Source organism: Streptomyces pratensis, assembly GCF_016804005.1.
GTDB lineage: Bacteria > Actinomycetota > Actinomycetes > Streptomycetales > Streptomycetaceae > Streptomyces > Streptomyces pratensis_A.
On record NZ_CP051486.1, the window covers coordinates 863,568 to 886,497 of the forward strand.

At 70.9% G+C, this 22,930-nt stretch carries 25 protein-coding genes; 18 read left to right on the top strand and 7 right to left on the bottom strand.

Annotated elements, in window-relative coordinates; all coding sequences use genetic code 11:
- Positions 1-222 precede the first annotated feature (222 nt).
- Entirely contained in the window at positions 223-417 is a 195-nt protein-coding gene (locus HED23_RS03900; RefSeq protein ID WP_203182018.1) for a hypothetical protein, read from the top strand.
- Between the two features lie 28 nt (positions 418-445).
- On the opposite strand, the gene HED23_RS03905 is transcribed toward HED23_RS03900, so the two are convergent.
- A complete protein-coding gene (locus tag HED23_RS03905; RefSeq protein ID WP_203182019.1) occupies positions 446-1,042 on the bottom strand; it encodes a hypothetical protein in 597 nt (198 codons plus the stop codon).
- 135 nt (positions 1,043-1,177) lie between these two features.
- On the opposite strand from HED23_RS03905, the gene tsaB reads away from it, so the two are divergent.
- The 8 genes from tsaB to HED23_RS03945 all read left to right on the top strand — a co-directional run bounded on the left by tsaB (position 1,178) and on the right by HED23_RS03945 (position 6,387).
- On the top strand, positions 1,178-1,825 hold the full coding sequence (tsaB, locus tag HED23_RS03910) for a tRNA (adenosine(37)-N6)-threonylcarbamoyltransferase complex dimerization subunit type 1 TsaB (protein WP_203187349.1): 648 nt from the start codon (positions 1,178-1,180) through the stop codon (positions 1,823-1,825).
- Positions 1,822-2,313: a ribosomal protein S18-alanine N-acetyltransferase gene (rimI, locus tag HED23_RS03915; RefSeq protein ID WP_203182020.1), complete on the top strand. Its 492-nt coding sequence runs from the start codon at positions 1,822-1,824 to the stop codon at positions 2,311-2,313. Before tsaB ends, rimI begins: the two co-directional genes overlap by 4 nt.
- The gene (gene tsaD, locus HED23_RS03920; protein WP_203182021.1) at positions 2,313-3,413 is read left to right on the top strand and encodes a tRNA (adenosine(37)-N6)-threonylcarbamoyltransferase complex transferase subunit TsaD; all 1,101 of its coding nucleotides are present in this window, start codon (positions 2,313-2,315) and stop codon (positions 3,411-3,413) included. The genes rimI and tsaD overlap by 1 nt, the downstream gene beginning before the upstream one ends.
- Positions 3,410-3,679, top strand: coding sequence for a hypothetical protein (locus tag HED23_RS03925; RefSeq protein ID WP_203182022.1), 270 nt, complete (start codon positions 3,410-3,412; stop codon positions 3,677-3,679). The genes tsaD and HED23_RS03925 overlap by 4 nt, the downstream gene beginning before the upstream one ends.
- Before the next feature lie 144 nt (positions 3,680-3,823).
- Positions 3,824-4,180: a YciI family protein gene (locus HED23_RS03930; RefSeq protein WP_203182023.1), complete on the top strand. Its 357-nt coding sequence runs from the start codon at positions 3,824-3,826 to the stop codon at positions 4,178-4,180.
- A 77-nt stretch (positions 4,181-4,257) separates the two neighbouring features.
- Complete coding sequence (locus tag HED23_RS03935; protein ID WP_203182024.1) at positions 4,258-5,499, top strand: RNA polymerase sigma factor; 1,242 nt, start codon at positions 4,258-4,260, stop codon at positions 5,497-5,499.
- A 73-nt stretch (positions 5,500-5,572) separates the two neighbouring features.
- Positions 5,573-6,037 (top strand): VOC family protein, encoded by a 465-nt coding sequence (locus tag HED23_RS03940; RefSeq protein ID WP_203182025.1) that lies wholly within the window; start codon positions 5,573-5,575, stop codon positions 6,035-6,037.
- Between the two features lie 77 nt (positions 6,038-6,114).
- Positions 6,115-6,387 carry a DUF1876 domain-containing protein gene (locus HED23_RS03945; RefSeq protein ID WP_203182026.1) on the top strand — a complete coding sequence of 91 codons (273 nt, stop codon included), beginning with the start codon at positions 6,115-6,117 and terminating at the stop codon, positions 6,385-6,387.
- Between the two features lie 132 nt (positions 6,388-6,519).
- Here the strand turns inward: HED23_RS03945 and HED23_RS03950 are convergent, their stop codons facing one another.
- On the bottom strand, positions 6,520-7,743 hold the full coding sequence (locus HED23_RS03950) for a THUMP-like domain-containing protein (protein WP_203182027.1): 1,224 nt from the start codon (positions 7,741-7,743) through the stop codon (positions 6,520-6,522).
- A 90-nt stretch (positions 7,744-7,833) separates the two neighbouring features.
- On the opposite strand from HED23_RS03950, the gene HED23_RS03955 reads away from it, so the two are divergent.
- The 3 genes from HED23_RS03955 (at position 7,834) to groL (ending at position 11,133) form a co-directional block, all read left to right on the top strand.
- Positions 7,834-8,778: a polysaccharide deacetylase family protein gene (locus HED23_RS03955; RefSeq protein WP_203182028.1), complete on the top strand. Its 945-nt coding sequence runs from the start codon at positions 7,834-7,836 to the stop codon at positions 8,776-8,778.
- A 322-nt stretch (positions 8,779-9,100) separates the two neighbouring features.
- The gene (groES, locus tag HED23_RS03960) at positions 9,101-9,409 is read left to right on the top strand and encodes a co-chaperone GroES (protein WP_003966899.1); all 309 of its coding nucleotides are present in this window, start codon (positions 9,101-9,103) and stop codon (positions 9,407-9,409) included.
- Between the two features lie 98 nt (positions 9,410-9,507).
- Positions 9,508-11,133 carry a chaperonin GroEL gene (gene groL / locus HED23_RS03965; protein ID WP_203182029.1) on the top strand — a complete coding sequence of 542 codons (1,626 nt, stop codon included), beginning with the start codon at positions 9,508-9,510 and terminating at the stop codon, positions 11,131-11,133.
- Between the two features lie 76 nt (positions 11,134-11,209).
- On the opposite strand, the gene HED23_RS03970 is transcribed toward groL, so the two are convergent.
- The gene (locus HED23_RS03970) at positions 11,210-11,983 is read right to left on the bottom strand and encodes an SDR family NAD(P)-dependent oxidoreductase (RefSeq protein ID WP_203182030.1); all 774 of its coding nucleotides are present in this window, start codon (positions 11,981-11,983) and stop codon (positions 11,210-11,212) included.
- A gap of 379 nt (positions 11,984-12,362) precedes the next feature.
- Here HED23_RS03970 and HED23_RS03975 point away from each other — a divergent pair, with 379 nt between their 5' ends.
- The gene (locus HED23_RS03975) at positions 12,363-13,544 is read left to right on the top strand and encodes an L-talarate/galactarate dehydratase (RefSeq protein ID WP_203182031.1); all 1,182 of its coding nucleotides are present in this window, start codon (positions 12,363-12,365) and stop codon (positions 13,542-13,544) included.
- Between the two features lie 290 nt (positions 13,545-13,834).
- On the opposite strand, the gene HED23_RS03980 is transcribed toward HED23_RS03975, so the two are convergent.
- Complete coding sequence (locus tag HED23_RS03980) at positions 13,835-14,509, bottom strand: MOSC domain-containing protein (RefSeq protein WP_203182032.1); 675 nt, start codon at positions 14,507-14,509, stop codon at positions 13,835-13,837.
- Positions 14,510-14,611: 102 nt separating this feature from the next.
- Here HED23_RS03980 and HED23_RS03985 point away from each other — a divergent pair, with 102 nt between their 5' ends.
- Positions 14,612-15,502: a LysR family transcriptional regulator gene (locus HED23_RS03985; RefSeq protein WP_203182033.1), complete on the top strand. Its 891-nt coding sequence runs from the start codon at positions 14,612-14,614 to the stop codon at positions 15,500-15,502.
- A gap of 133 nt (positions 15,503-15,635) precedes the next feature.
- On the opposite strand, the gene HED23_RS03990 is transcribed toward HED23_RS03985, so the two are convergent.
- Positions 15,636-15,965, bottom strand: a complete 330-nt coding sequence (locus HED23_RS03990) for a WhiB family transcriptional regulator (RefSeq protein ID WP_203182034.1) — start codon at positions 15,963-15,965, stop codon at positions 15,636-15,638.
- A gap of 434 nt (positions 15,966-16,399) precedes the next feature.
- Here HED23_RS03990 and HED23_RS03995 point away from each other — a divergent pair, with 434 nt between their 5' ends.
- From HED23_RS03995 to HED23_RS04010, 4 genes are all read left to right on the top strand, one after another.
- The gene (locus HED23_RS03995; RefSeq protein WP_003948568.1) at positions 16,400-17,011 is read left to right on the top strand and encodes a response regulator transcription factor; all 612 of its coding nucleotides are present in this window, start codon (positions 16,400-16,402) and stop codon (positions 17,009-17,011) included.
- A 389-nt stretch (positions 17,012-17,400) separates the two neighbouring features.
- On the top strand, positions 17,401-17,976 hold the full coding sequence (locus HED23_RS04000; protein WP_030123887.1) for a sigma-70 family RNA polymerase sigma factor: 576 nt from the start codon (positions 17,401-17,403) through the stop codon (positions 17,974-17,976).
- 135 nt (positions 17,977-18,111) lie between these two features.
- Positions 18,112-19,614 (top strand): IMP dehydrogenase, encoded by a 1,503-nt coding sequence (guaB, locus tag HED23_RS04005; protein WP_203182035.1) that lies wholly within the window; start codon positions 18,112-18,114, stop codon positions 19,612-19,614.
- A 104-nt stretch (positions 19,615-19,718) separates the two neighbouring features.
- Positions 19,719-20,843 (top strand): GuaB3 family IMP dehydrogenase-related protein, encoded by a 1,125-nt coding sequence (locus HED23_RS04010; protein ID WP_203182036.1) that lies wholly within the window; start codon positions 19,719-19,721, stop codon positions 20,841-20,843.
- A 70-nt stretch (positions 20,844-20,913) separates the two neighbouring features.
- Here the strand turns inward: HED23_RS04010 and HED23_RS04015 are convergent, their stop codons facing one another.
- On the bottom strand, positions 20,914-21,525 hold the full coding sequence (locus HED23_RS04015; RefSeq protein WP_203182037.1) for a hypothetical protein: 612 nt from the start codon (positions 21,523-21,525) through the stop codon (positions 20,914-20,916).
- A gap of 113 nt (positions 21,526-21,638) precedes the next feature.
- Positions 21,639-22,901: a nucleotide sugar dehydrogenase gene (locus tag HED23_RS04020; RefSeq protein ID WP_203182038.1), complete on the bottom strand. Its 1,263-nt coding sequence runs from the start codon at positions 22,899-22,901 to the stop codon at positions 21,639-21,641.
- Positions 22,902-22,930 lie beyond the last annotated feature (29 nt).

A 22,930-nucleotide genomic window follows, 5' to 3' on the forward strand; every position in this document is an offset into this window, starting at 1 on the left:
GGACGGGGCGGCGGCGCGAGCGGGCCGGGCTGCGGGAGTCGGTCGGGCTGCGGCAGCGGGCCGGGGTTGCCGTGCGTAGGCGGATTCCACGCCCCGTTCCATCACTTTCCGACAGGACGTCGGTAAAATGTTGCGCCGGGGGCGCTCGTCGTGGTCACATGGGGTACAGGGATTGGTTAGGTCTACCTAACCCGTCTCTCGTCGAGGCCCGAGGAGGCATCCATGCCGGCACCCGAGCGTGAAGTGCAGCCGCAGTCGTCGCAGGCGGAGCCACCGTCGGTGTCCGCGGTGTCGATGAAGGACCTGCTGGCTTCCTGCGCGGCCGCGACGGCGGTGTCGACGCCGCCCCGGGGCGATCACGCCGACGAGGACGACACCGAGGACACACGGCCCGAAGCGGGGCGCGACGCGGCCTGACCCTCCGGTCAGGCTCCACGTCAGGGTCCTACGGGACGACGACGACCTTCACGCCGACCGTGGCGAAGGCCCACAAGGCGTTGCCGTCGGCCCTCTTCATCCGCACCCCGCCGGTCTTGATCGTGGGATCGGGGCTGTGCATCGAGTCGTCCTGCGCGGCGCTGAAGCCGACGGGCACGGCGTCGATGTTCGCGAAGAGCACCACGTGCTCGATCGGGACGCCGTCGGAGCCCTTGATGCTGCCGGACCGTGAGGTCACCTGGTACGCACCGGGTGGCGGGCTCACCGAGCTGGGCATGACGGCGAACGTCCGGAGAGCCTTCTCCTTGTCGTCCACGATCCACACGCGGCGGTCCTTCAGCGCGTACACGACGCGGGCCCCGGTGCCGGATTCCGCCGGGACCGCGAACGGCTCCGCCGGCGCCTTGGGCTTCGCGGACGCGGAGGCGGTGGCCGTCGGCCCGGAGGCCCCGGCCGAGGGGGCGGCGACCGAGTCGGGCGCGTTCGCCGACGCCTGGTAGGCGAGGAAACAGACCGCGGCCACCGCCGCGGCAGTGAGCCCGGCCACGATTCCCGAGCTGCCCCGTGCCACCGTGAGGTCCCCTTTCACATGCGTCCGTCGCATGTCGTACAAGCATTTACGTCGTACACGCGTATACCCGGCGACGGTACCAGCAGCGGAAGGGGAGACCGGGACGCTGCCGGGGCTGCGATCGCCGAGTCTGCGGAGCCGTAGGCTGTTTGTGTGCTGCTGCTCGCCATGGATACCGCCACCCCCGCCGTCACCGCCGCCCTTCACGACGGGACCTCAGTCGTCGCCGAGACAGGCCAGGTCGACGCCCGGAGGCACGGGGAGCTGCTGCTGCCCGCCGTCGACCGGGTCCTCGCCGAGGCCGGGGTGAAGCTCGACGCCGTGACCGACGTGGCCGTCGGGGTCGGACCCGGCCCCTACACCGGGCTGCGCGTCGGCCTGGTCACCGCCGCCACCTTCGGCTCCGCCCTCTCCGTGCCCGTGCACGGGCTGTGCACCCTCGACGCCCTCGCGTACGCCGCCGGCCTGGACGGCCTCGAAGGCCCCTTCGCCGTCGCGACCGACGCGCGCCGCAAGGAGGTCTACTGGGCGCGGTACGAGGACCACCGCACCCGGGACGGCGACCCCGCCGTCGACCGGCCCGCCGACATCGCTGACCGGCTCGCCGGGCTGCCCGTCGTCGGCGCGGGCGCGCTGCTCTACCCCGAGGTCTTCCCGGTCGCCCGCGGCCCGGAACACGTCTCCGCCGGCGCGCTCGCCGCCCTGGCCGCCGAACGGCTGGCCGCAGGAGCCGCGCTGCTGCCGCCGCAGCCGCTCTACCTGCGCAGGCCGGACGCCCAGGTCCCGAAGAACTACAAGGTGGTCACCCCCAAGTGACCACCTCGACCGCTGTGCTCCGCGAGATGCGCTGGTGGGACATCGAGCCGGTGCTGGAGCTGGAACACGAGCTGTTCCCCGACGACGCCTGGTCCGCCGGCATGTTCTGGTCCGAACTGGCCCGCGCCCGCGGGCCACGGGCCACCCACCGCTACGTCGTCGCGGAGGACCCCGCCGACGGCCGGATCGTCGGCTACGCGGGCCTCGCCTCGGCCGGCGACCTCGCCGACGTCCAGACGATCGCGGTCAGCCGCGGCCAGTGGGGCGGCGGCCTGGGATCCGAGCTCCTGACCGACCTGCTCCGGCACGCCACCGCCTTCGAGTGCACCGCCGTGCTCCTGGAGGTCCGTGTCGACAACACCCGTGCGCAGAAGCTCTACGAACGCTTCGGCTTCGAACCCATCGGCTTCCGCCGGGGCTACTACCAGCCGGGGAACATCGACGCACTCGTCATGCGCCTGACCGTACAAGGAACAGAGACAGACTGATGGCTGACGAACCGCTCGTACTCGGTATCGAGACCTCCTGCGACGAGACCGGTGTCGGCATCGTGCGCGGGACGACGCTCCTCGCCGACGCCGTCGCGTCCAGCGTCGACACGCACGCCCGCTTCGGCGGTGTCGTCCCGGAGATCGCGTCGCGCGCCCACCTGGAGTCGATGGTCCCCACCATCGAGCGCGCCCTGAAGGACGCCGGGATCAGCGCCCGTGACCTCGACGGCATCGCCGTCACGGCGGGCCCCGGGCTCGCCGGTGCGCTGCTCGTCGGCGTATCGGCCGCCAAGGCGTACGCGTACGCGCTGAACAAGCCGCTCTACGGGGTGAACCACCTGGCCTCGCACATCTGCGTCGACCAGCTGGAACACGGCCCGCTGCCCGAGCCGACGATGGCGCTGCTGGTGAGCGGCGGACACTCCTCGCTGCTGCTCGCCCCGGACATCACGAACGACGTACGGCCGCTCGGCGCGACCATCGACGACGCGGCGGGCGAGGCATTCGACAAGATCGCCAGGGTGCTGGACCTCGGCTTCCCGGGCGGCCCGGTCATCGACCGGCTGGCCAGGGAGGGCGACCCGAAGGCGATCGCCTTCCCGCGCGGACTGAGCGGCTCGCGCGACCCCGCGTACGACTTCTCGTTCTCCGGGCTCAAGACGTCCGTGGCGCGCTGGATCGAGGCGAAGCGCGCGGCAGGCGAGGAGGTCCCCGTACGGGACGTGGCGGCGTCCTTCCAGGAGGCCGTCGTGGACGTCCTCACCCGCAAGGCCGTCCGGGCCTGCAAGGACGAGGGTGTCGACCACCTGATGATCGGCGGCGGCGTCGCGGCCAACTCGCGGCTCCGGGCACTCGCCGAGGAGCGGTGCGAGAAGGCGGGGATCCGGCTGCGGGTCCCCAGGCCGGGGCTGTGCACGGACAACGGCGCCATGGTCGCCGCGCTGGGCGCCGAGATGGTGGCGCGCAACCGCCCGGTCTCGGACCTGGACCTCTCCGCGGACTCCTCGCTGCCGGTCACGGAGACCCATGTGCCGGGGGCCCACAGCCACGGTCACGACCACGTCCACGAGATCAGCAAGGACAACCTCTACTCATGACCGTCGCCCTGATGTGGGAGGCCCGCGCCGCCGACGGCCGGGGCGCGGAGCTGCTGGAGTGGGCCGGGGCCCGGGCCGCCGAGCTGGCCCGGCAGCCGCTGCGCAGCGAGCTGCTGCGCGCCCCGCAGGACCGGGTGCTCGTGCTGACCTGGTGGGACGCGGCGTACGACGACGAACTGCCGGAGCTTCCCGAGCCGGATGCCGGGCTGGTCGGCCGCCCCGTCCACCGCTGGCGCTTCGAGTCCCTCGGCCCCGCGGGCGGCTGATCCGGGGCCGGGGAGCACCCGGCCGGATCGTCCGGAAAAGAATTCTGAGAAATTCCCGCCCGACGTGTCGATCCGGCCCCCTCCCGTTCGACGCATGGGTGAGAGGCGGGGAACAGCCCCGCTTCCGGAGTCCGAGGAGACACCGTGCCGCGCTACCTGACGATGGTCCGGATCGACGAGAAGAACGCCCCGGCCGAGGGCCCCAGCCAGGGGCTGATGGAGCGCATGGGGGCGCTCATCGAGGAGATGACCAAGGCCGGTGTCCTGCTGGACACGGCGGGTCTCACCCCGACTTCCGAGGGCACCAGGGTCACCTGGTCCGACGGCGAGTTCACCGTCACCGACGGACCCTTCACGGAGACCAAGGAAGTCATCGGGGGCTACGCCCTCATCCAGGCCAAGGACAAGGCCGAGATCCTGGAGTGGACCAAGCGCTTCCTCGCGGTCCACGAGCCGTACTGGACGATCACCTCCGAGATCCGGGAGATCGCCGAAGGCTGACGGACCAGGCAGGCAGCGTCCGGGGCGGGGCGGCGGATCCTTGCCGTACCCGCCCCCGGCTGCTCTGATGTGTCCCCGTGACAGCAACGAGCAGCGCCGTCGAGGCCGTGTACCGGATCGAATCGGCCAGGATCATCGCCGGCACGGCGCGCATCGTGCGGGATGTCGGACTCGCCGAGGAGATCGCCCAGGACGCGCTGGTCGCCGCCCTGGAACAGTGGCCGGAAACCGGTGTCCCCGACCGGCCCGGAGCCTGGCTGATGGCCACGGCGAAACACCGGGCGATCGATCTCGTGCGCCGCAAGGAGACCTACGCACGCAAGCTGGCCGAGGCCGGGCGGGCGCTGGAGGACGTGCCGCCGCCCGAACCGGCGGACCCGGACGGCATCGACGACGACATGCTCCGGCTGATCTTCACCTCGTGCCATCCGGTGCTCTCCACCGAGGCACGCGTAGCCCTCACCCTCCGGCTGCTCGGCGGTCTGAGCACCGACGAGATCTCCCGCGCGTTCCTGGCCACGGAATCCGCCGTCGCCCAGCGCATCGTCCGCGCCAAGCGGACCCTCGGCCGCGCCGGCGTGCCCTTCGAGGTGCCGTCGGGGCCGGAGCGTGCCGCACGGCTCGGTTCCGTGCTCGACGTCGTCTACCTGATCTTCAACGAGGGCTACGCGGCCACGGCAGGAGACGACTGGCTGCGTCCCGGGCTCTGCGAGGACGCGCTGCGGCTCGTGAGGCAGCTGGCGGGCCTGATGGACGGCGAACCCGAGGTCCACGGGCTGGCGGCCCTCCTGGAACTGCAGGCGTCCCGCATCCGCGCCAGGACGGGGACGGACGGCACGCCCCTCCTGCTGGCGGAGCAGAATCGTGGCCGCTGGGACCAGCTGCTGATCCGGAGGGGATTCGCGGCCCTCGAACGGGCCCACGCGCTGGGCGGCGCCCCGGGACCGTACGCGCTGCAGGCCGCGATCGCCGCCTGCCATGCCCGCGCCGTGCGCTGGTCCGACACGGACTGGCCGACGATCGCCGCCCTCTACGGCCGGCTCGCCGGAGCCGCGCCGTCGCCGGTGGTGGAGCTGAACAGGGCGGTGGCCGTCTCGATGGCCGAGGGACCTGAGGCCGGTCTCGCCCTGACCGACCCCCTGGTGGAGGACCCGGCCCTCTCGGGGTACCACCTGCTGCCGAGTGTGCGGGGCGACCTCCTGCAACGGCTGGGGCGTGTCGAGGAGGCGCGCGCCGCCTTCGTACGGGCGTCGGAGCTGACCCGCAACGCGCGGGAGCGGGAGCTGCTGCTCGTGCGTGCGGGACGCGTGTCCCGATGAGTTCCTGGTCCCGCCGCGGTCTACCCTGCACGGCGCCCTGCGGCGCACCGCACCCGAGCGGAGGAGAGAGATCATGCAGAAGATCAGGCCCTGTCTGTGGTTCGACGACCAGGCCCAGGAAGCCGCGGAGTTCTACGTCTCGGTCTTCGGCGGGGACTCGCGCATCGTCGACGTCACGCACACCACGGATGCCGCACCGGGGGAGACCGGCACGGTCCTGACGGTGGACTTCGTCCTCGCGGGCCAGGAGTACCTCGGTCTCAACGGCGGCCCGCAGTTCACCTTCGACGAGGCCGTCTCCCTGAGCGTGGACTGCGAGGACCAGGAGGAGGTCGACAGGCTGTGGGCGAGGTTCACCGAGGAGGGTGAGGAGAGCGTCTGCGGGTGGCTGAAGGACAAGTACGGCCTGTCCTGGCAGATCGTCCCGCGTGAGCTGCCCGAGCTTCTCGGCGGCCCCGACCGGGCAAGGGCCGACCGGGTGATGAAGGCGGTGATGGGTATGCGGAAGCTGGACGTGCAGGCCCTGCGGGACGCCTGAGACGCGTTGTACGCACGTCGTGCGCGGGCGGACGAACGGGCGCACCCTGGATACAGGACTCCCGGGAGGTGACCGACATGATGGAGACCACGGTCGGATGGCACATCGAGCTGGAATTCGAGGAGGACACCCACAGGACCCGCGCGGCCGCGATGGTGCGGCTGAGTGACGGGACCGAGGTGCGGGCCCACGGGTATGCCAGCCGCCACCCCTCCGACGCGCAGCAGCCGCGGGTGGGCGAGGAGATCGCAGGGGCCCGCGCGCTCAACGAGCTCGCGATGAAACTGCTCACCAAGGCACACGACGAGATCGACGAGGCTTCCGGCCGTACGTCGTACCCGCTGACCTGATTCCGGCACCGGTACCGCCACCGGGCGCGGCACGCGCACTCGGTGGTGTCCGGGACTTTCGCCCGAACGCCGTTGCGCGTTCCGGCGCCCCCGTCGGGCGCTGCCGGCCCGCCGGTCACGGTGGAGCGTTGGTCAGGGCCGCTTCACCGGCTGCCCGATCAGCATCGTCGGGGCCCCGGCCACCCGGGTCAGGAAGACGGTGGCCGCGTTCGGCCCCTGGAGCTTCATCTTGCGGCGCAGCTCCTCCGGTTCGACGGCCGAGCCGCGCTTCTTGACGGTCAGGACACCCACCTGTCGCTCCCTCAGCAGGGCCTTCAGCTTCTTCATGTTGAAGGGCAACTGGTCGGTGATCTCGTACGCGGCCGTGGCGTCGGACTCGTACAGCGTGTCGCTCGTGACGTAGGCGATCGTCTCGTCGACCAGCCTGCCCTCGCAGCGATCCACGATGCTCGCCACCAGGTGTGCGCGGATGACGGCGCCGTCCGGCTCGTACAGGTACCGGCCGACGGGGCCGACCGGCGGGGCGGGAAGCGGGCCGTCGGAGGTGAGGGACGTACGGGACGGGAGCAGCGTGGCCCGGAAGGCGCCGGGGGTGAAACCCTCGCCGAACCAGAGCACGGCCTCCTTCACATCACCGCCGTCCGAGATCCATTCGGCCTCGGCCCGCGGCTCGATCGCCTCGTGCGGTACGCCGGGAGCGATCTTCAACGCCGCCCGGGGGGCCTTGAGCGCGGCCCCGGTCGCCCAGGAGAGCGGGGGTGAATAGGCCTCGGGGTCGAAGATCCTGCCGCGCCCGCCGCGCCGCGCGGGGTCGACGAAGACCGCGTCGTACGGGGACGTGTCGATCTCCGTGACGTCGGCGCACCGCACCTCGACGAGGTCCTGGAGTCCGAGCGCCTCGGCGTTCGCGCGGGCGACCTGGGCGGTGAGCGGATCGCGGTCCACCGCCAGGACCGAGACACCCGCCCGGGCCAGGGCGATCGCGTCTCCGCCGATTCCGCAGCACAGGTCCGCGACGCTCCGCACGCCGAGTCCGGCGAACCGGCCGGCGCGGTAGCCCGCGACCGAGGTGCGGGTGGCCTGTTCGACGCCGTCGGGGGTGAAGAACATGCGGTACGCGTCCGCCGCCCCGAACTTCGCCACCGCGCGCTGCCGCAGCCGTGCCTGGCCGAGCGCCGCCGACACGAGGGCGGCGGGATGGCTGCGGCGCAGCCGGGTGGCGGTCGCCAGTTCCCGGGCGGGGTCGTGGTCGCGCAGCTCCTCCAGGAGCGCCGCGCCCTCGGAGGTGCGCAGGGCGGCGAAGGCGGCGAGCGGGTCGGCGGGGTCGGCCTGATCGGCGGGGGGAAGGGCGTTCACACGTCCATTGTGAGCCAGCCGGGGGATGCGGCGGGGCCGCCGGAGGTGTCGCGGGAGGCAGCGGGTGACCCGGTGGCAGGATGCGGCGCCATGCAGCTAGTAAGACAAAAAGAAAAGTTCGCTACGAACTGCCGCAGAACGGCCTGTTCCGTCCTGGCGGCCCTGCTGATCGGCGCCGCCGCCTCCGGGTGTGCCGACGGTACGGACGGAGGAGCCGCGGGCCCGCAGAAGCCGGCGGCCGGACAGGCGGGGGCCGCTGCCGCGAAGGAGGGTCCCGCCGCCGCCGAGGCCGCCGAGGCCGAGCGGCTGAAGCGGGAACTGGCCGCCCGCGTCGCCGCCGCGAAGAAGTGGGGCCTCGAGAAGGTTCCGCTCGTCGCTCCCGCGCCACCCGCCGTGAAGCCGCGCATCACCACTCGTGAGGGCTTCGAGGTCGATGGCGGGGAGACGTTGCCGCCGGTCTTCACGACGGTGCCCACCAAGGAGCGGGTCGTCTTCCTGACGATGGACGACGGGGCGGAGAAGGACCCCGAACTTCTGCGCATGATGACGGAACTGAAGATCCCGTACAGCGCCTTCATCAGCGACTACGTGGTGAGTGACGACTACGGCTACTTCAAGGACATGCAGGCCCGGGGTGTCACCCTCAACAACCACACGATCAACCACCGTTATCTGCCGGGGCTCTCGAAGGCCGAACAGCGGCGGGAGATCTGCGGCGAGCAGGACAAGATCGAGAAGTACTTCGGGAAGCGGCCCACCCTCTTCCGGCCGCCGTACGGCAACTACAACGGCGACACCCTGCGCGTCGCCGGGTCCTGTGGCATCAAGGCCGTGCCCCTGTGGGCCGCCGAGGCCTTCCCCGACCACATGGAGTGGCGCGAGTGGGACCAGGACCTGCATCCCGGCGACATCATCCTCACCCACTTCCGGGGTGAGGAGGACTGGGAGGGATCGATGGCCGACATGGTCCGCCACGTCATGAAGACCGTCACGGAGAAGGGGTACGCGGTGGCCAGGCTGGAGGACTACGTCTGACGGGGGCGTGTCCGGCTGTGGTGCGGACGGGGGTGGCGGGGCGTCAGTCCTCGTGTGCCGCCCGGCGCCGGAACACGGCGCCGGTCTCCCGCGTTGTCCGGGCGTGTGCGGGTCCATCGGCGCCACGCGAGGGTGGTGAATTGGCACTCCGCTTGACCGAGTGCTAATCGCGGTCATAGTCTCAGTGCTGGCACTCCCCGATGGAGAGTGCCAGCACAACTGCGCGACAGGGCAGGTCCGGCACCCGCGACGACGGATCGGTCTGGTCGCCACACCACAGACTGTTAAACCCCGTGAGATCTCCGAAGGGGGAGACCGGATCGTGTCGACCACCAGCTCCAAGGTTGCGATCAAGCCGCTCGAGGACCGCATTGTGGTCCAGCCGCTCGACGCCGAGCAGACCACGGCTTCCGGCCTGGTCATTCCGGACACCGCCAAGGAGAAGCCCCAGGAGGGCGTCGTCCTGGCCGTGGGCCCGGGCCGCTTCGAGAACGGCGAGCGCCTTCCGCTCGACGTCAAGACCGGCGATGTCGTTCTGTACAGCAAGTACGGCGGCACCGAGGTGAAGTACAACGGCGAGGAGTACCTCGTCCTCTCGGCGCGCGACGTTCTCGCGATCGTCGAGAAGTAATTCACCCACGTTTGCTTCTGTTCTGCGCCCCTGGCCCCCTGCGAAATAACTAGCCGGGCGGCGAGGGGCGCAGTTCGTTTGAGAGGACAGCTCAGCCCATGGCGAAGATCCTGAAGTTCGACGAGGACGCCCGTCGCGCCCTTGAGCGCGGCGTCAACAAGCTTGCCGACACGGTGAAGGTGACGATCGGCCCGAAGGGCCGCAACGTCGTCATCGACAAGAAGTTCGGCGCCCCCACCATCACCAACGACGGTGTCACCATCGCGCGCGAGGTCGAGCTCGACGACCCGTACGAGAACCTCGGTGCCCAGCTGGTGAAGGAGGTGGCGACCAAGACCAACGACGTAGCGGGTGACGGCACCACCACCGCCACCGTGCTCGCCCAGGCCCTCGTCCGCGAAGGCCTGCGCAACGTTGCCGCGGGCGCGTCCCCGGCCGCCCTGAAGAAGGGCATCGACGCCGCCGTGAAGGCCGTGTCCGAGGAGCTCCTCGCGACCGCCCGCCCGATCGACGACAAGGCCGACATCGCCGCCGTGGCCGCGCTCTCCGCGCAGGACCCGCAGGTCGGCGAGCTCATCGCGGACGCGATGGACAAGGTCGGCAAGGACGGTGTCATCACCGTCGAGGAGTCCAACACCTTCGGTCTGGACCTCGAGTTCACCGAGGGCATGGCCTTCGACAAGGGTTACCTCTCCCCGTACATGGTGACCGACCAGGAGCGTATGGAGGCCGTCCTCGACGACCCGTACATCCTGATCCACCAGGGCAAGATCGGCTCCATCCAGGAGCTGCTCCCGCTCCTGGAGAAGGTCATCCAGGCCGGCGCCTCCAAGCCGCTCCTGATCATCGCCGAGGACGTCGAGGGCGAGGCGCTCTCCACCCTCGTCGTCAACAAGATCCGTGGCACCTTCAACGCCGTCGCGGTGAAGGCCCCGGGCTTCGGCGACCGCCGCAAGGCCATGCTCGGTGACATCGCCACCCTCACGGGTGCGACCGTCATCGCCGAGGAGGTCGGCCTCAAGCTCGACCAGGCCGGTCTGGACGTGCTGGGCACGGCCCGCCGTGTCACCGTCTCCAAGGACGACACGACCATCGTCGACGGCGGCGGCGACTCCGCCGACGTCAAGGGCCGGGTCAACCAGATCAAGGCCGAGATCGAGTCCACGGACTCCGACTGGGACCGCGAGAAGCTCCAGGAGCGCCTCGCGAAGCTGGCCGGCGGCGTGTGCGTGATCCGTGTCGGTGCCGCCACCGAGGTGGAGCTCAAGGAGAAGAAGCACCGTCTGGAGGACGCCATCTCCGCGACCCGCGCCGCGGTCGAGGAGGGCATCGTCTCCGGTGGTGGCTCCGCTCTGGTCCACGCCGTCAAGGTCCTCGAGGGCAACCTCGGCAAGACCGGCGACGAGGCCACGGGTGTCGCGGTCGTGCGCCGTGCCGCCGTCGAGCCGCTCCGCTGGATCGCTGAGAACGCGGGCCTCGAGGGCTACGTCATCACCTCGAAGGTCTCCGACCTCGACAAGGGTCAGGGCTTCAACGCCGCGACCGGCGAGTACGGCGACCTGGTGAAGGCCGGCGTCATCGACCCGGTCAAGGTCACCCGCTCCGCCCTGGAGAACGCCGCGTCCATCGCGTCGCTGCTGCTCACGACCGAGACCCTGGTCGTCGAGAAGCCGGCCGAGGAAGAGGCCGACGCCGGTCACGGCGGCCACGGCCACTCCCACTAGTACGACTCCGTACGCCACCGAGGCCCGGTACCCCCGTCGCGGGGGCACCGGGCCTCGGTGCTTCGGAGCCGGCCGCCTACTTGGGGCCGTACGTCCGGCCGGCGCGGGAGGTGACTCCGCCGAGGAGGCTGCGGGGCGTCAGCTTCACCAGGCCCATCAGCGCCTTGTAGCGCGGGTCCGGGATCGACACCGTCCTGCCCCTGGCCAGGTCCTCCAGGGCCGCCGCCACCAGCTTGTCCGCGTCGAGCCACATCCAGTCCGGGATGTTGCCCGTCCCCATTCCGGCACGCTGGTGGAACTCGGTCCGTACGAATCCCGGGCACAGCGCCATCAGCCGCACACCCGAACCCGCCAGGTCCTTCGCCGCGCCCTGGGTGAACTGCACGACCCACGACTTCGACGCCCCGTACGTCCCCCGCGGCAGGAAAGCCGCGACGGAGGCCACATTGACCACCCCACCGCGACCGCGCTCCCGCATCGAGCCCGCGGCGGCGGAGGTCAGCCGCAGCACCGCCTCGCAGTGGACCTTCAGCATCATCAGTTCATCAGCCATCGGAACGTCCAGGTAGCGCCCCTTGTTGCCGAAGCCGGCGTTGTTGACCAGCAGGTCGACGGGGCTCACACGGTCCGTCAGCCGCGCGGCGACCGCGTCGATCCCGGCGTCCGTGGACAGGTCGGCCGTCAGCACCTCGGCCTCGATGCCGTGCCTGTCGTGCAGCTCCGTGGCCTGGGCCCGCAGCCGCTCGGTGTCGCGGGCCACCAGCACCAGGTTGTGCCCGTCACCCGCGAGCCGCCTTGCGAAGGCGGCCCCGATCCCAGCCGTCGCGCCCGTAATCAGTGCAGTCGTCATAAGCGGCACGTTAGTGCCCGCGTCAGCGGGCGGCGGACCCGCCTACCACCAGGCCCAGGGGCAGGACCGGAAGGAAGGCGACGCAATGCCTTCTCCGTCCGGCCCGCCACGGGGCGTGGGGTGGTCGCGGCGCGTCACAGGTGCTGGAGCAGGCGCGAATGGCCTTCCACCCCTCGCCGGATCCTTGATTCCGCTCCGGGGTACGTTCCCCGAGCGCCTCGACCGGCGCCTTGCCCTGCCGCGCGGTCCGGGGGACGGCGGTCTCAGCGCCCGTGCTCTCCGGGATGCCCGGCCGGGCGGTCCCGGAGGACCCCCGGCCCGCTCCCGGGGCCCCGGCCCCGTAACTCCCCACATCCGCCTCACACATCAGGGACATGAAGTGGTGACCACGACTCGCACAACCGCCTCCTCCGCGCTCCGTCAGGGCGAGGTGACGCCCGACGCCATCACCTGGATCAAGCTCTCCTCCGTCACGCTGCCGCTGCGCACGCCGGTCAGTGACGCCAAGGTGCTGACGGGGCGGCAGAAACCCATGACCGAAGTGGTCTTCCTGTTCGTGGAGATCGAGACCGGCCAAGGGCATCAGGGTGTGGGGTTCAGCTACTCCAAGCGCGCGGGCGGCCCCGCTCAGTACGCCCATGCCAAGGAGATCGCCGAAAACCTGATCGGTGAGGACCCCAATGACATCGGCAGGCTCTGGACCAAGCTGGTCTGGGCGGGCGCCTCGGTCGGCCGCAGCGGTGTCGCCACCCAAGCCGTCGCCGCCATCGACATCGCCCTGTGGGATCTGAAGGCCAGGCGCGCCGGGCTGCCGCTGGCCAAGCTGCTGGGCGCGCACCGGGACTCGGTGCGCTGCTACAACACCTCCGGCGGATTCCTCCACACCCCCGTCGAGCAGGTCCTGGACAACGCCACCGCGTCCCTGACGCAGGGCATCGGCGGCATCAAGATCAAGGTCGGGCACCCGGACGGCAAGCAGGACCTGGCTCGTCTGACCGCCGTACGTGAGCACCTCGGTGACGACGTCCCCCTGATGGCCGACGCCAACCAGCAGTGGGACCGGCCCGCCGCCCAGCGCATGGGCCGTGCCCTGGAAGGCTTCGGCCTCACCTGGATCGAGGAGCCGCTGGACGCCTACGACGCCCAGGGCCACGCCGCGCTCGCCGCTTCGCTGGACACACCGGTGGCCACGGGCGAGATGCTCGCGAGCGTCGCCGAGCACTACGAGCTCATCCGGCACGGCGCCTGCGACATCATCCAGCCCGACGCCCCGCGGATCGGCGGCATCACCCAGTTCCTCAAGCTCGCCGCTCTGGCCGAGCACCACAACCTCCAGCTCGCCCCCCACTTCGCCATGGAGATCCACCTCCACCTGGCCGCCGCCTACCCGATCGAGCCGTGGGTGGAGCACTTCGACTGGCTGGAGCCGCTGTTCGAGGAGCGGATCGCCATCAGCGACGGCCGGATGCACGTCCCCTCCCGCCCCGGCCTCGGCATCACGCTGAGCGAGCGGACGCGGGCCTGGACGACGGACAGCCACGAGGCCGGCAAGCGCTCCTGAACCCACGGATCACGCCGCTCTCCGCCGGCTCGCCACAATGCCCGTGGCCCTGCCCGGTGAGGGCCTCGCTGAACGGCCGGCGCGGGGCCCGCACCGGTCGTAGGCCGACCGCCCGACGTACGCGAACAGCCGTCCCGGACGGACGCCCACCCGGTCCTGCCCGCCTGCCTGCCGGACGAGGACGAGGGGGAGCAGCCCTTCGACGCCTTCGGCAGGAGCATCGCCGACCGGTAGCGCCGTCAGGTCCGCCACCGGGGCACCGCGAGCCCGGCCCGCCCCGAGGCGGAGCCCTAGACGGCGGAGCCCAGCTTCGCCACGTACGCGTGCGCCGCGCGCAGGGCCTCGGCGTGCAGGGCGTCACCGGCGTCCAGCAGGCGCGGCAGCAGCTCCCGCTCCGTGGTCGTCGCCCGGAACACCAGGGCCGCGGTGATCTCGTGACCAGGTACGTGCACCACCTCGACCGGATCCCCCGAACGGATCGTCCCGGGTTCGAGCACGCGGAGGTACGCGCCCGTGGCCCCTTCGCGCGTGAACCGCTTCACCCAGCCAGGCTCGCCGAGGTGGCCCGCGAACGTGCGGCACGGGGTGCGGCCCGACGTCACCTCCAGCAGCAGCTCGTCGCCGATCCGCCAGCGCTCCCCGATCCGAGCCTGACTGACGGTGAGGCCGAGCGTCGTGAGGTTCTCGCCGAACGCACCGTTGGGCAGAGGCCGGCCGAGCTCCTTCTCCCACGCGTCGAGCTCCTCGCGGGCGTACGCGTACACGGCCTGGTCCGTCCCGCCGTGGTGCCGGATGTCGCACACCGCGTCGCCGGTCAGACCGCTGCCGCCGCTGCCCTTGGGGCCTGGGTCCGAGACCCGTACGGGGCCGTCGGACGGAACCTTGCCGATCCCGGTGAGGCCGTCGGGCGCGTGTGTGTGCGCGGAGGGCGTGGGACGGCCGAGATTCACGGTGAGCACCTTCATAACCGGACAGGTTATCCGGGAGACGCTCAAACCATCCGCGAGGTACTCAAAGCTGCTCATGAGTATTCGCCCATCGATTTAAGCCTCGCTTATGGTTGAGGGGTGATAGAAGCCCGTCATCTCCGTGTCCTGCGCGCCGTGGCCACCACCGGTTCGTTCTCCGCCGCCGCGCGGGAGCTGGGCTGTACGCAGCCGGCGGTCAGCCAGCAGATGAAAGCCCTGGAGAACTCGGCGGGCACCCCCCTGCTGATCCGTACGGGGCGCGAGATGCGGCTCACCCAGGCGGGAGAGGCCCTGGTGCGTCATGCGTCCGGCATCCTCGCGGGGCTGACCGCCGCCGAGGAGGAAGTCGCCGCGATCGCCGGGCTGCGGGCCGGCCGGGTTCGGCTCGTGTCGTTCCCGAGCGGGAGCTCCAGCCTCGTCCCCGGCGCCCTCGCCGCGCTGCGTGCCGCGCACCCCGGCACCCAGGTCTCGCTAGTCGAGGCGGAACCGCCGCGCTCGGTGGAGATGCTGCGCGACGGCGACTGCGACATCGCGCTGGCGTTCCGCTACGGGGCGACCGGCGGCGAATGGGACGATCTGGTCGTGCGCCCGCTGCTCAGGGACCGGCTCGTCGGCCTGGTTCCCGAGGGGCACCGGCTGGCGGGGACGGACTCGGTGGGCATCGGGGAGCTGGCGGACGAGTCATGGATCGCCGGCTGCCCGCGCTGCAGGCGCCAGCTGGTGGAGGTGTGCGAGGACTCGGGCTTCACCCCTCGGATCGACTTCGCGACGGACGACTACCCGGCGGTGATCGGCCTCGTCGGGGCCGGGCTGGGTGTCGCCGTCCTGCCCGAGCTGGCTCTCGAGTCCGTGCGGCCCAAGGGGGCGCGCACCGTGGCGGTGGAGCCGGCCGTGGAGAGGGAGATCGTGGCCCTCACCCTGCCCGACCTCGCCCGGGTGCCGACGGTGGCGGCGACCCTGGACCAGCTTTCCCTGGCGGCCGCACGCTGATGTGCCCGGCCGCACTCCGACGGGTCCGGGGGCGCACCGGCATGCCCGCCCGCCGCACCCGTGGTGCCGAGCCGGGCTGCGGGTGCGCGAGATTCGAAGAAACGTTTCTTCCTCGGGTGTGTCGTGTGGACCGTCAGGAGTTGCCGGCCTCCGGGGCCGGACCGGAGTGGGCGGAGATCAGGCGATTGCGGGCGCGGCCCATGAGCTCCTCGCGCTCGTCCTCGGTCAGGCCGCCCCACACGCCGTAGGGCTCCCGTACCGCGAGTGCGTGCGCCGCGCACTCGGCGCGCACCGGGCAGCGCATGCAGACCTCCTTCGCGGAGGTCTCACGAGCACTCCGGGCTGCTCCGCGTTCCCCTTCGGGGTGGAAGAACAGTGAACTGTCGACCCCGCGGCAGGCGGCCAGCAGCTGCCAGTCCCACAGGTCCGCGTTGGGTCCGGGAAGGCGGGAGAAATCTGCCATTGCGTGTCCCCTCGAAACCTTGCTGGTTCGGAAACGGCGTCCTCGACCGTTGTCGCTCGTTCATCGGTCTTCGGTGACCGGAGTCCCGACCGTACATCTACGGTGTTAGTAGATGTAAATATGACTGATTGCGAATCTAGCCTCAGACGCCAGCAAAAGGGAAGAAAACCCGCTAAATGGGGCAGGTCGTCGATCGGGAGATCAGTTGACGGGTGAAGGATCCCGTGTCGCTCTTCTCCGTGTGCAACCCCTCACTTAGAGTGCCGAACCGGATGCTTTGGCCCGTAACTCTTTCGAGTGACCGTCGTTGTTGAGGGGGAGGCGGTTGACGGAGAACGAGCTCGGGCAGATGTCCGAGGGGGTCAACCGCACAGGTGACGACTTGTATCAGCCTGGAGGCTCAAGGTGACGCGCATCAGCTGCGGAGGACGGTCATGACATCCGTCCTCGTCTGCGACGACTCCCCGCTTGCCCGAGAAGCGCTCCGCCGCGCGGTTGCGACCGTGCCCGGCGTCGAGCGTGTGACGACGGCGGCCAACGGCGAGGAGGTCCTCCGCCGCTGGGGGGCCGATCGTTCGGATCTGATTCTGATGGACGTACGCATGCCCGGTCTGGGGGGTGTGGAGACGGTCCGGCGGCTGCTCTCGGCCGACCCCGGAGCCCGGATCATCATGCTGACCGTCGCCGAGGACCTGGACGGTGTCGCGCTCGCGGTCGCCGCCGGCGCTCGCGGCTATCTGCACAAGGACGCCTCGCGTGCCGAGCTGCGCGCGACCGTGACCCAGGCGCTCGCCGATCCGACGTGGCGGCTCGCCCCGCGCCGGCTGCGGTCCGCGGAGATGGGCGCGGCGCCGACGCTCACGGCGCGCGAGATCCAGGTGCTCGAAGGCATGAGCCACGGCCGTTCCAACGCCGAGATCGGGCGCGAGCTGTTCCTCTCCGAGGACACGGTGAAGACGCACGCGAGGCGTCTGTTCAAGAAGCTCGGGGCCTCGGACCGTGCGCACGCCGTCGCGCTCGGATTCCGCTGGGGCCTGGTCCGCTGATGCCGCGGCGCGACCGGTAGCCGTGCGATCCCGTCCGCACGCCGGCGGACGGGGCGACGGTGGCGGCGGACCTGCGGCCGGGCCCTCCCCACCAGCGCTATGTGACGCTTCCTGGCCGATGCCGCATCCTTGGGGTTGTGGAGTTCCTCGGGGAACATTCGGTCGAGCGGAAGGGGAGGGCGCAGGACATGACATCCGGCGCACCCGCTCAGAACGCTGGAGCACTCGCTCGCGGCACCGGCGGCGCACAGGCCGACGCGCGGGCCGACGTACCTGCCGACCGTTCCGACGTGTCCGTCGCGCGGGCCGACGTACCCGCTGATAACGCTTCGGTGCACAACTCGGGACGCGATGCATCGGATCGGACGGTGCCAAGGCACCATGGTCCGATGCGTGAGGACGGGACGACGGTGATCGGTGCTCTGGTGCACCGTGCCGTCGACGGTGACGCGCAGGCCACCCACGACCTGCTGGCCCACGTCCATCCCCTCGCACTGCGCTACTGCCGGTCCCGGCTGAACCGGCTTCCCGGTGATGCCCGTCACTTCGTGGAGGACCTCGCGCAGGAGGTCTGCGTCGCGGTGCTGATGGCCCTGCCGCGGTACAAGGACACCGGCAGACCTTTCGAAGCCTTCGTCTTCGCCATCGCGGGCCACAAGGTCGCCGACCTCCAGCGCGCCGCGATGCGGCACCCCGGATCGACGGCCGTGCCGTCGGACGAGATGCCGGAGCGGCCCGACGATTCGCTCGGTCCGGAGGAGCGGGCGCTGCTCAGCAGTGACGCGGCCTGGGCCAAGAAGCTTCTCGCCAATCTGCCGGAGAACCAGCGAGAGCTGCTGGTCCTCCGGGTCGCGGTCGGGCTGACCGCCGAGGAGACCGGGCAGATGCTCGGCATGTCCCCGGGGGCCGTCCGGGTCGCCCAGCACCGTGCGCTGAGCAGGCTTAGGGCTCTCGCGGGGCAGTAGGAGCGGGTTCCGGAGGCTTCCGCGGTGTGGAGGAAGCCACAGAACCGCCAGGTGATCTTGCCCGTGGAATGAGACACCCTGCGAGCCCGTTAGCATGGACATCCGCACCGATCAAGACCATTTGGGGAAGGTGTCATGACTGCAAACGTCGACGGAGTGCCTGAGAAGTTCGCAACGCTCGGGCTGACATACGACGACGTGCTGCTGCTGCCGGGCGCGTCCGAGGTCCTGCCCAACGCGGTCGACACCTCGTCCCTCATCTCGCGCAACGTGCGGGTGAACATCCCCCTGCTGTCGGCTGCCATGGACAAGGTGACCGAAGCCCGGATGGCCATCGCCATGGCCCGTCAGGGCGGCGTGGGCGTGCTGCACCGCAACCTCTCGATCGAGGACCAGGTGAACCAGGTCGACCTGGTCAAGCGGTCCGAGTCGGGGATGGTGACCGACCCGATCACCGTCAACCCCGACGCCACGCTCGGCGAGGCGGACGCGCTCTGCGCCAAGTTCCGCATCAGCGGTGTCCCGGTCACCGACCCCGCGGGGAAGCTCCTCGGTATCGTGACCAACCGTGACATGGCCTTCGAGTCGGACCGGTCGCGCCAGGTGCGCGAGGTCATGACGCCGATGCCGCTGGTCACCGGGCGGGTCGGCATCTCCGGCGTGGAGGCCATGGAGCTGCTGCGCCGCCACAAGATCGAGAAGCTGCCGCTGGTCGACGAGGCGGGCATCCTCAAGGGCCTCATCACGGTCAAGGACTTCAAGAAGGCCGAGCAGTACCCGAACGCCGCCAAGGACGCCGAAGGCCGTCTGCTGGTCGGCGCGGCCGTCGGTGCCAGCCCCGAGGCGCTGGACCGCGCGCAGGCGCTCGCGTCCGCAGGCGTCGACTTCCTGATCGTCGACACCTCGCACGGACACAACAGCAACGCCCTGGACTGGATGGCGAAGATCAAGTCGAGCGTCGCCGTCGACGTCATCGGTGGCAACGTCGCAACCCGCGACGGCGCCCAGGCGCTGATCGACGCCGGTGTCGACGGCGTGAAGGTCGGCGTGGGCCCCGGCTCGATCTGTACCACCCGCGTGGTCGCCGGTATCGGCGTCCCGCAGGTCACCGCGATCTACGAGGCCGCTCTCGCCGCCCGTGCCGCAGGCGTCCCCGTGATCGGTGACGGCGGCCTCCAGTACTCCGGCGACATCGGCAAGGCGCTTGCCGCCGGGGCGGACAGCGTGATGCTGGGCAGCCTCCTCGCGGGCTGCGAGGAGTCCCCGGGTGAGCTGATGTTCATCAACGGCAAGCAGTTCAAGTCGTACCGAGGCATGGGGTCGCTGGGCGCCATGCAGTCCCGTGGACAGGGGCGGTCGTACTCCAAGGACCGTTACTTCCAGGCCGAGGTGGCCTCGGACGACAAGCTCGTACCCGAGGGCATCGAGGGCCAGGTGCCCTACCGCGGTCCGCTGGCCAACGTCCTTCACCAGCTGGTCGGCGGTCTCCGCCAGACCATGGGTTACGTCGGGGCGGCGTCCGTCGACGAGATGGAGAGCAAGGGCCGCTTCGTCCGGATCACCTCCGCGGGACTCAAGGAGAGCCACCCGCACGACATCCAGATGACGGTCGAAGCACCGAACTACAGCAGGAAGTAAGGCATCAGCGCAGGTGAGGGGCGGACCGGGGTTCCCGGGACCGCCCCTCATGTGTGTGTCGGGGATACTGGTCAGCGCAGACGTAGAGGAAAGGCCACACCATCGTGACTGAGATCGAGATCGGGCGCGGCAAGCGCGGCCGCAGGGCATACGCGTTCGACGACATCGCTGTCGTGCCGAGCCGGCGCACCCGTGACCCGAAGGAGGTCTCGATCGCCTGGCAGATCGACGCCTACCGTTTCGAGCTGCCGTTCCTGGCCGCGCCCATGGACTCGGTGGTCTCCCCGCAGACCGCCATCCGCATCGGCGAGCTGGGCGGCCTCGGCGTCCTCAACCTCGAGGGGCTGTGGACCCGGCACGCCGACCCGCAGGCGCTCCTCGACGAGATCGCCGAGATGCCCGTCGAGACCGCCACCCCGCGGCTCCAGGAGATCTACTCCGCCCCCATCCAGGAGGAGCTGATCGGGCAGCGCATCAAGGAGGTGCGCGACTCCGGTGTCGTCACCGCCGCCGCGCTGTCCCCGCAGCGCACCGCACAGTTCTCCAAGGCCGTGGTCGACGCGGGTGTGGACATCTTCGTCATCCGGGGTACGACGGTCTCCGCCGAGCACGTCTCCAGCGCGGCCGAGCCGCTGAACCTGAAGCAGTTCATCTACGAGCTGGACGTCCCGGTCATCGTCGGTGGCTGCGCCACGTACACCGCCGCCCTGCACCTGATGCGTACCGGCGCGGCCGGTGTCCTCGTCGGCTTCGGCGGCGGCGCCGCGCACACGACGCGCAACGTCTTCGGCATCCAGGTCCCGATGGCGACCGCGGTCGCCGACGTGGCCGGGGCCCGCCGCGACTACATGGACGAGTCCGGCGGCCGGTACGTGCACGTCATCGCGGACGGCGGTGTCGGCTGGTCCGGTGACCTGCCGAAGGCCATCGCCTGCGGCGCGGACGCCGTGATGATGGGCTCCCCGCTGGCCCGTGCCACGGACGCGCCCGGCCGGGGCCGGCACTGGGGTATGGAGGCCGTCCACGAGGACGTGCCGCGCGGCAAGCTGGTCGACCTGGGCTCCGTCGGTACGACCGAGGAGGTCCTCACCGGTCCCTCGCACAGCCCCGACGGCTCGATGAACATCTTCGGCGCGCTGCGCCGGGCGATGGCCACCACGGGCTACAGCGACCTCAAGGAGTTCCAGCGCGTCGAGGTGACGGTGGCGGACTCGCAGCACCGCCGCTGAGACCCGACGCAGCACGCACCGCGGCCCGGACCAGAGAACATGGTCCGGGCCGTGGTGCGTGCGCGAGGTGTCAGCCGGCCCGCCTGGCGCCACCGAAGGCGGCGACCGGACCCAGGAGGAGGAAGAGGTACGTCATGAAGTCGGCCTCCTCCTTCCAGATGTCGAAGACGTCGCCGAAGTGGTCGAAGAAGACCTCGGAGAAGCCGACCCCCAGGCCGTCCGCGAGGATCATCGACATACCGACGAGCTGGCCGAGGAAGACCGCGATCAGGGAGAACACGGCGGCGGAGCCGAGGACGGCGGGGTTGGCGCCGCCGACCTTGCTCGCGGCGAAGCCGACCAGGAAGCCGACACCGATGGCCGCGTAGCCGACCTCACGCTCGATGGACCCGGCGAGGACGCCGTAGAGGATGGCCGCCACGATCGCGGCGCCCAGCGCTGCCAGCACCCCGAGACCGACCTGGTTGCGGGCCGCCGGCGGGGCGGGCGGGAACGGAGTGCCGCCGAACTGGCCCGGCTGCTGTCCCTGCTGACCCGCGAACGGGTTGCCGGTCGGCGCGCCCGGCTGCTGGCCGGCATACGGGTTCCCCGGCTGCTGGCCCGCGTACGGGTTGCCGTCGGCCGGCTGGCCGCCGCCGTAGGGCTGCTGCGGCGGGTTCGGCGGCTGCACGGGCTGGCTCATGATGGTGTTCCCCCTGGGACGATGCGCACGGCTGTGCGAGAAGTGACGCCGCAGGCTAGCAGCCCGCGCCGACATGGCCCACCGGAATCCTCGCGGGCCCGCCCCGGGGTGCGCTACAGCCGGTGGGCGGCCCCCGCCGGGGTGGCTCCCCGGGTGTCCAGGAGAAGCTGGGCCTTCACCGCGAGGCCCTGGAGGTCGTACGTGCGGTGGTGCTGGAGCAGTACCGTCAGATCCGCCCCCGCGGCGGCCTCGTAGAGGGAATCGGCGCGCGGGACGGGCAGGTCGCGCACCCGCCAGTCCAGGACGAGCGGGTCGTGGTAGCCGATCTGGGCGCCCATGTCCATCAGCCGGGTCGCGATCTCGCGGGCGGGTGAGGACTCCTGGTCGGCGAGGTCCGGCTTGTAGGTGACGCCGAGCAGCAGCACCCGGGCACCCCGGACGGACTTGCCGTGTTCGTTCAGCAGGGTCGCGCAGCGCTGGATCACGTAACTCGGCATCCGGTCGTTGATCTCCTTGGCCAGCGAGACCATGCGCAGCGGGTGGCCGGGCGTGCGGCTGCTGTACGGGAAGTAGCCGGGGTCCACTGGGGCGCCGTGGCCGCCGACCCCGGGGCCGGGGCGGAACGGCTCGAAGCCGAACGGCTTGGTCTCGGCGCACCTGATGACGTCCCAGAGGTCGACGCCGAGGTCGTGGCAGAGCACGGCCATCTCGTTGACCAGGGCGATGTTGACGTGCCGGAAGTTGGTTTCGAGGACCTTCGTCATCTCCGCCTCGCGCGGCCCGCGTGCCCGGACGACCTTGTCGGTGAGCCGCCCGTAGAAGGCGGCGGCCGATTCGGTGCAGGCGGGGGTGAGACCGCCGATGACCTTCGGGGTGTTGCCGTAGCCGTATGTGCGGTTGCCCGGGTCCAGGCGGCCGGGGGAGTGGGCGAGGTGGAAGTCCCGTCCGGCGCGCAGCCCGGAGCCGTCCTCCAGCAGGGGGCGCACGACGTTCTCGGTGGTGCCGGGCGGCACCGCCGATTCCACCAGGACGGTGGTGTGCGGGCGGAGCCGGGCGGCGAGCGCGCGCGCCGCGTCGGTCACGGAGCCGAGGTCGAGGGCGCGGTCCGGCCCGAGCGGGGTGGGGGCGCAGATCACGGCCGTGCGCACCCGGCCCAGCTCGGCCGGGTCGGCGGTGGGCCGGAAGCCGCCCGCGACCATCCGCCGGATGTCGGACGCGCTCAGGGATCCCTCGACCGGAGTACGGCCCGCGGAGAGTTCCGCGTAGGGGCGTGGGTCGGTGTCGTAGCCGACGGTGTGGATTCCCACGCCGACGGCTGCTTGGGCGAGGGGCAGGCCGAGGTGACCGAGTCCGATGACGGCGAGGTCTGCGGGCATGTGGGCCGTCCTTTCCCTAAGGCCAAGAG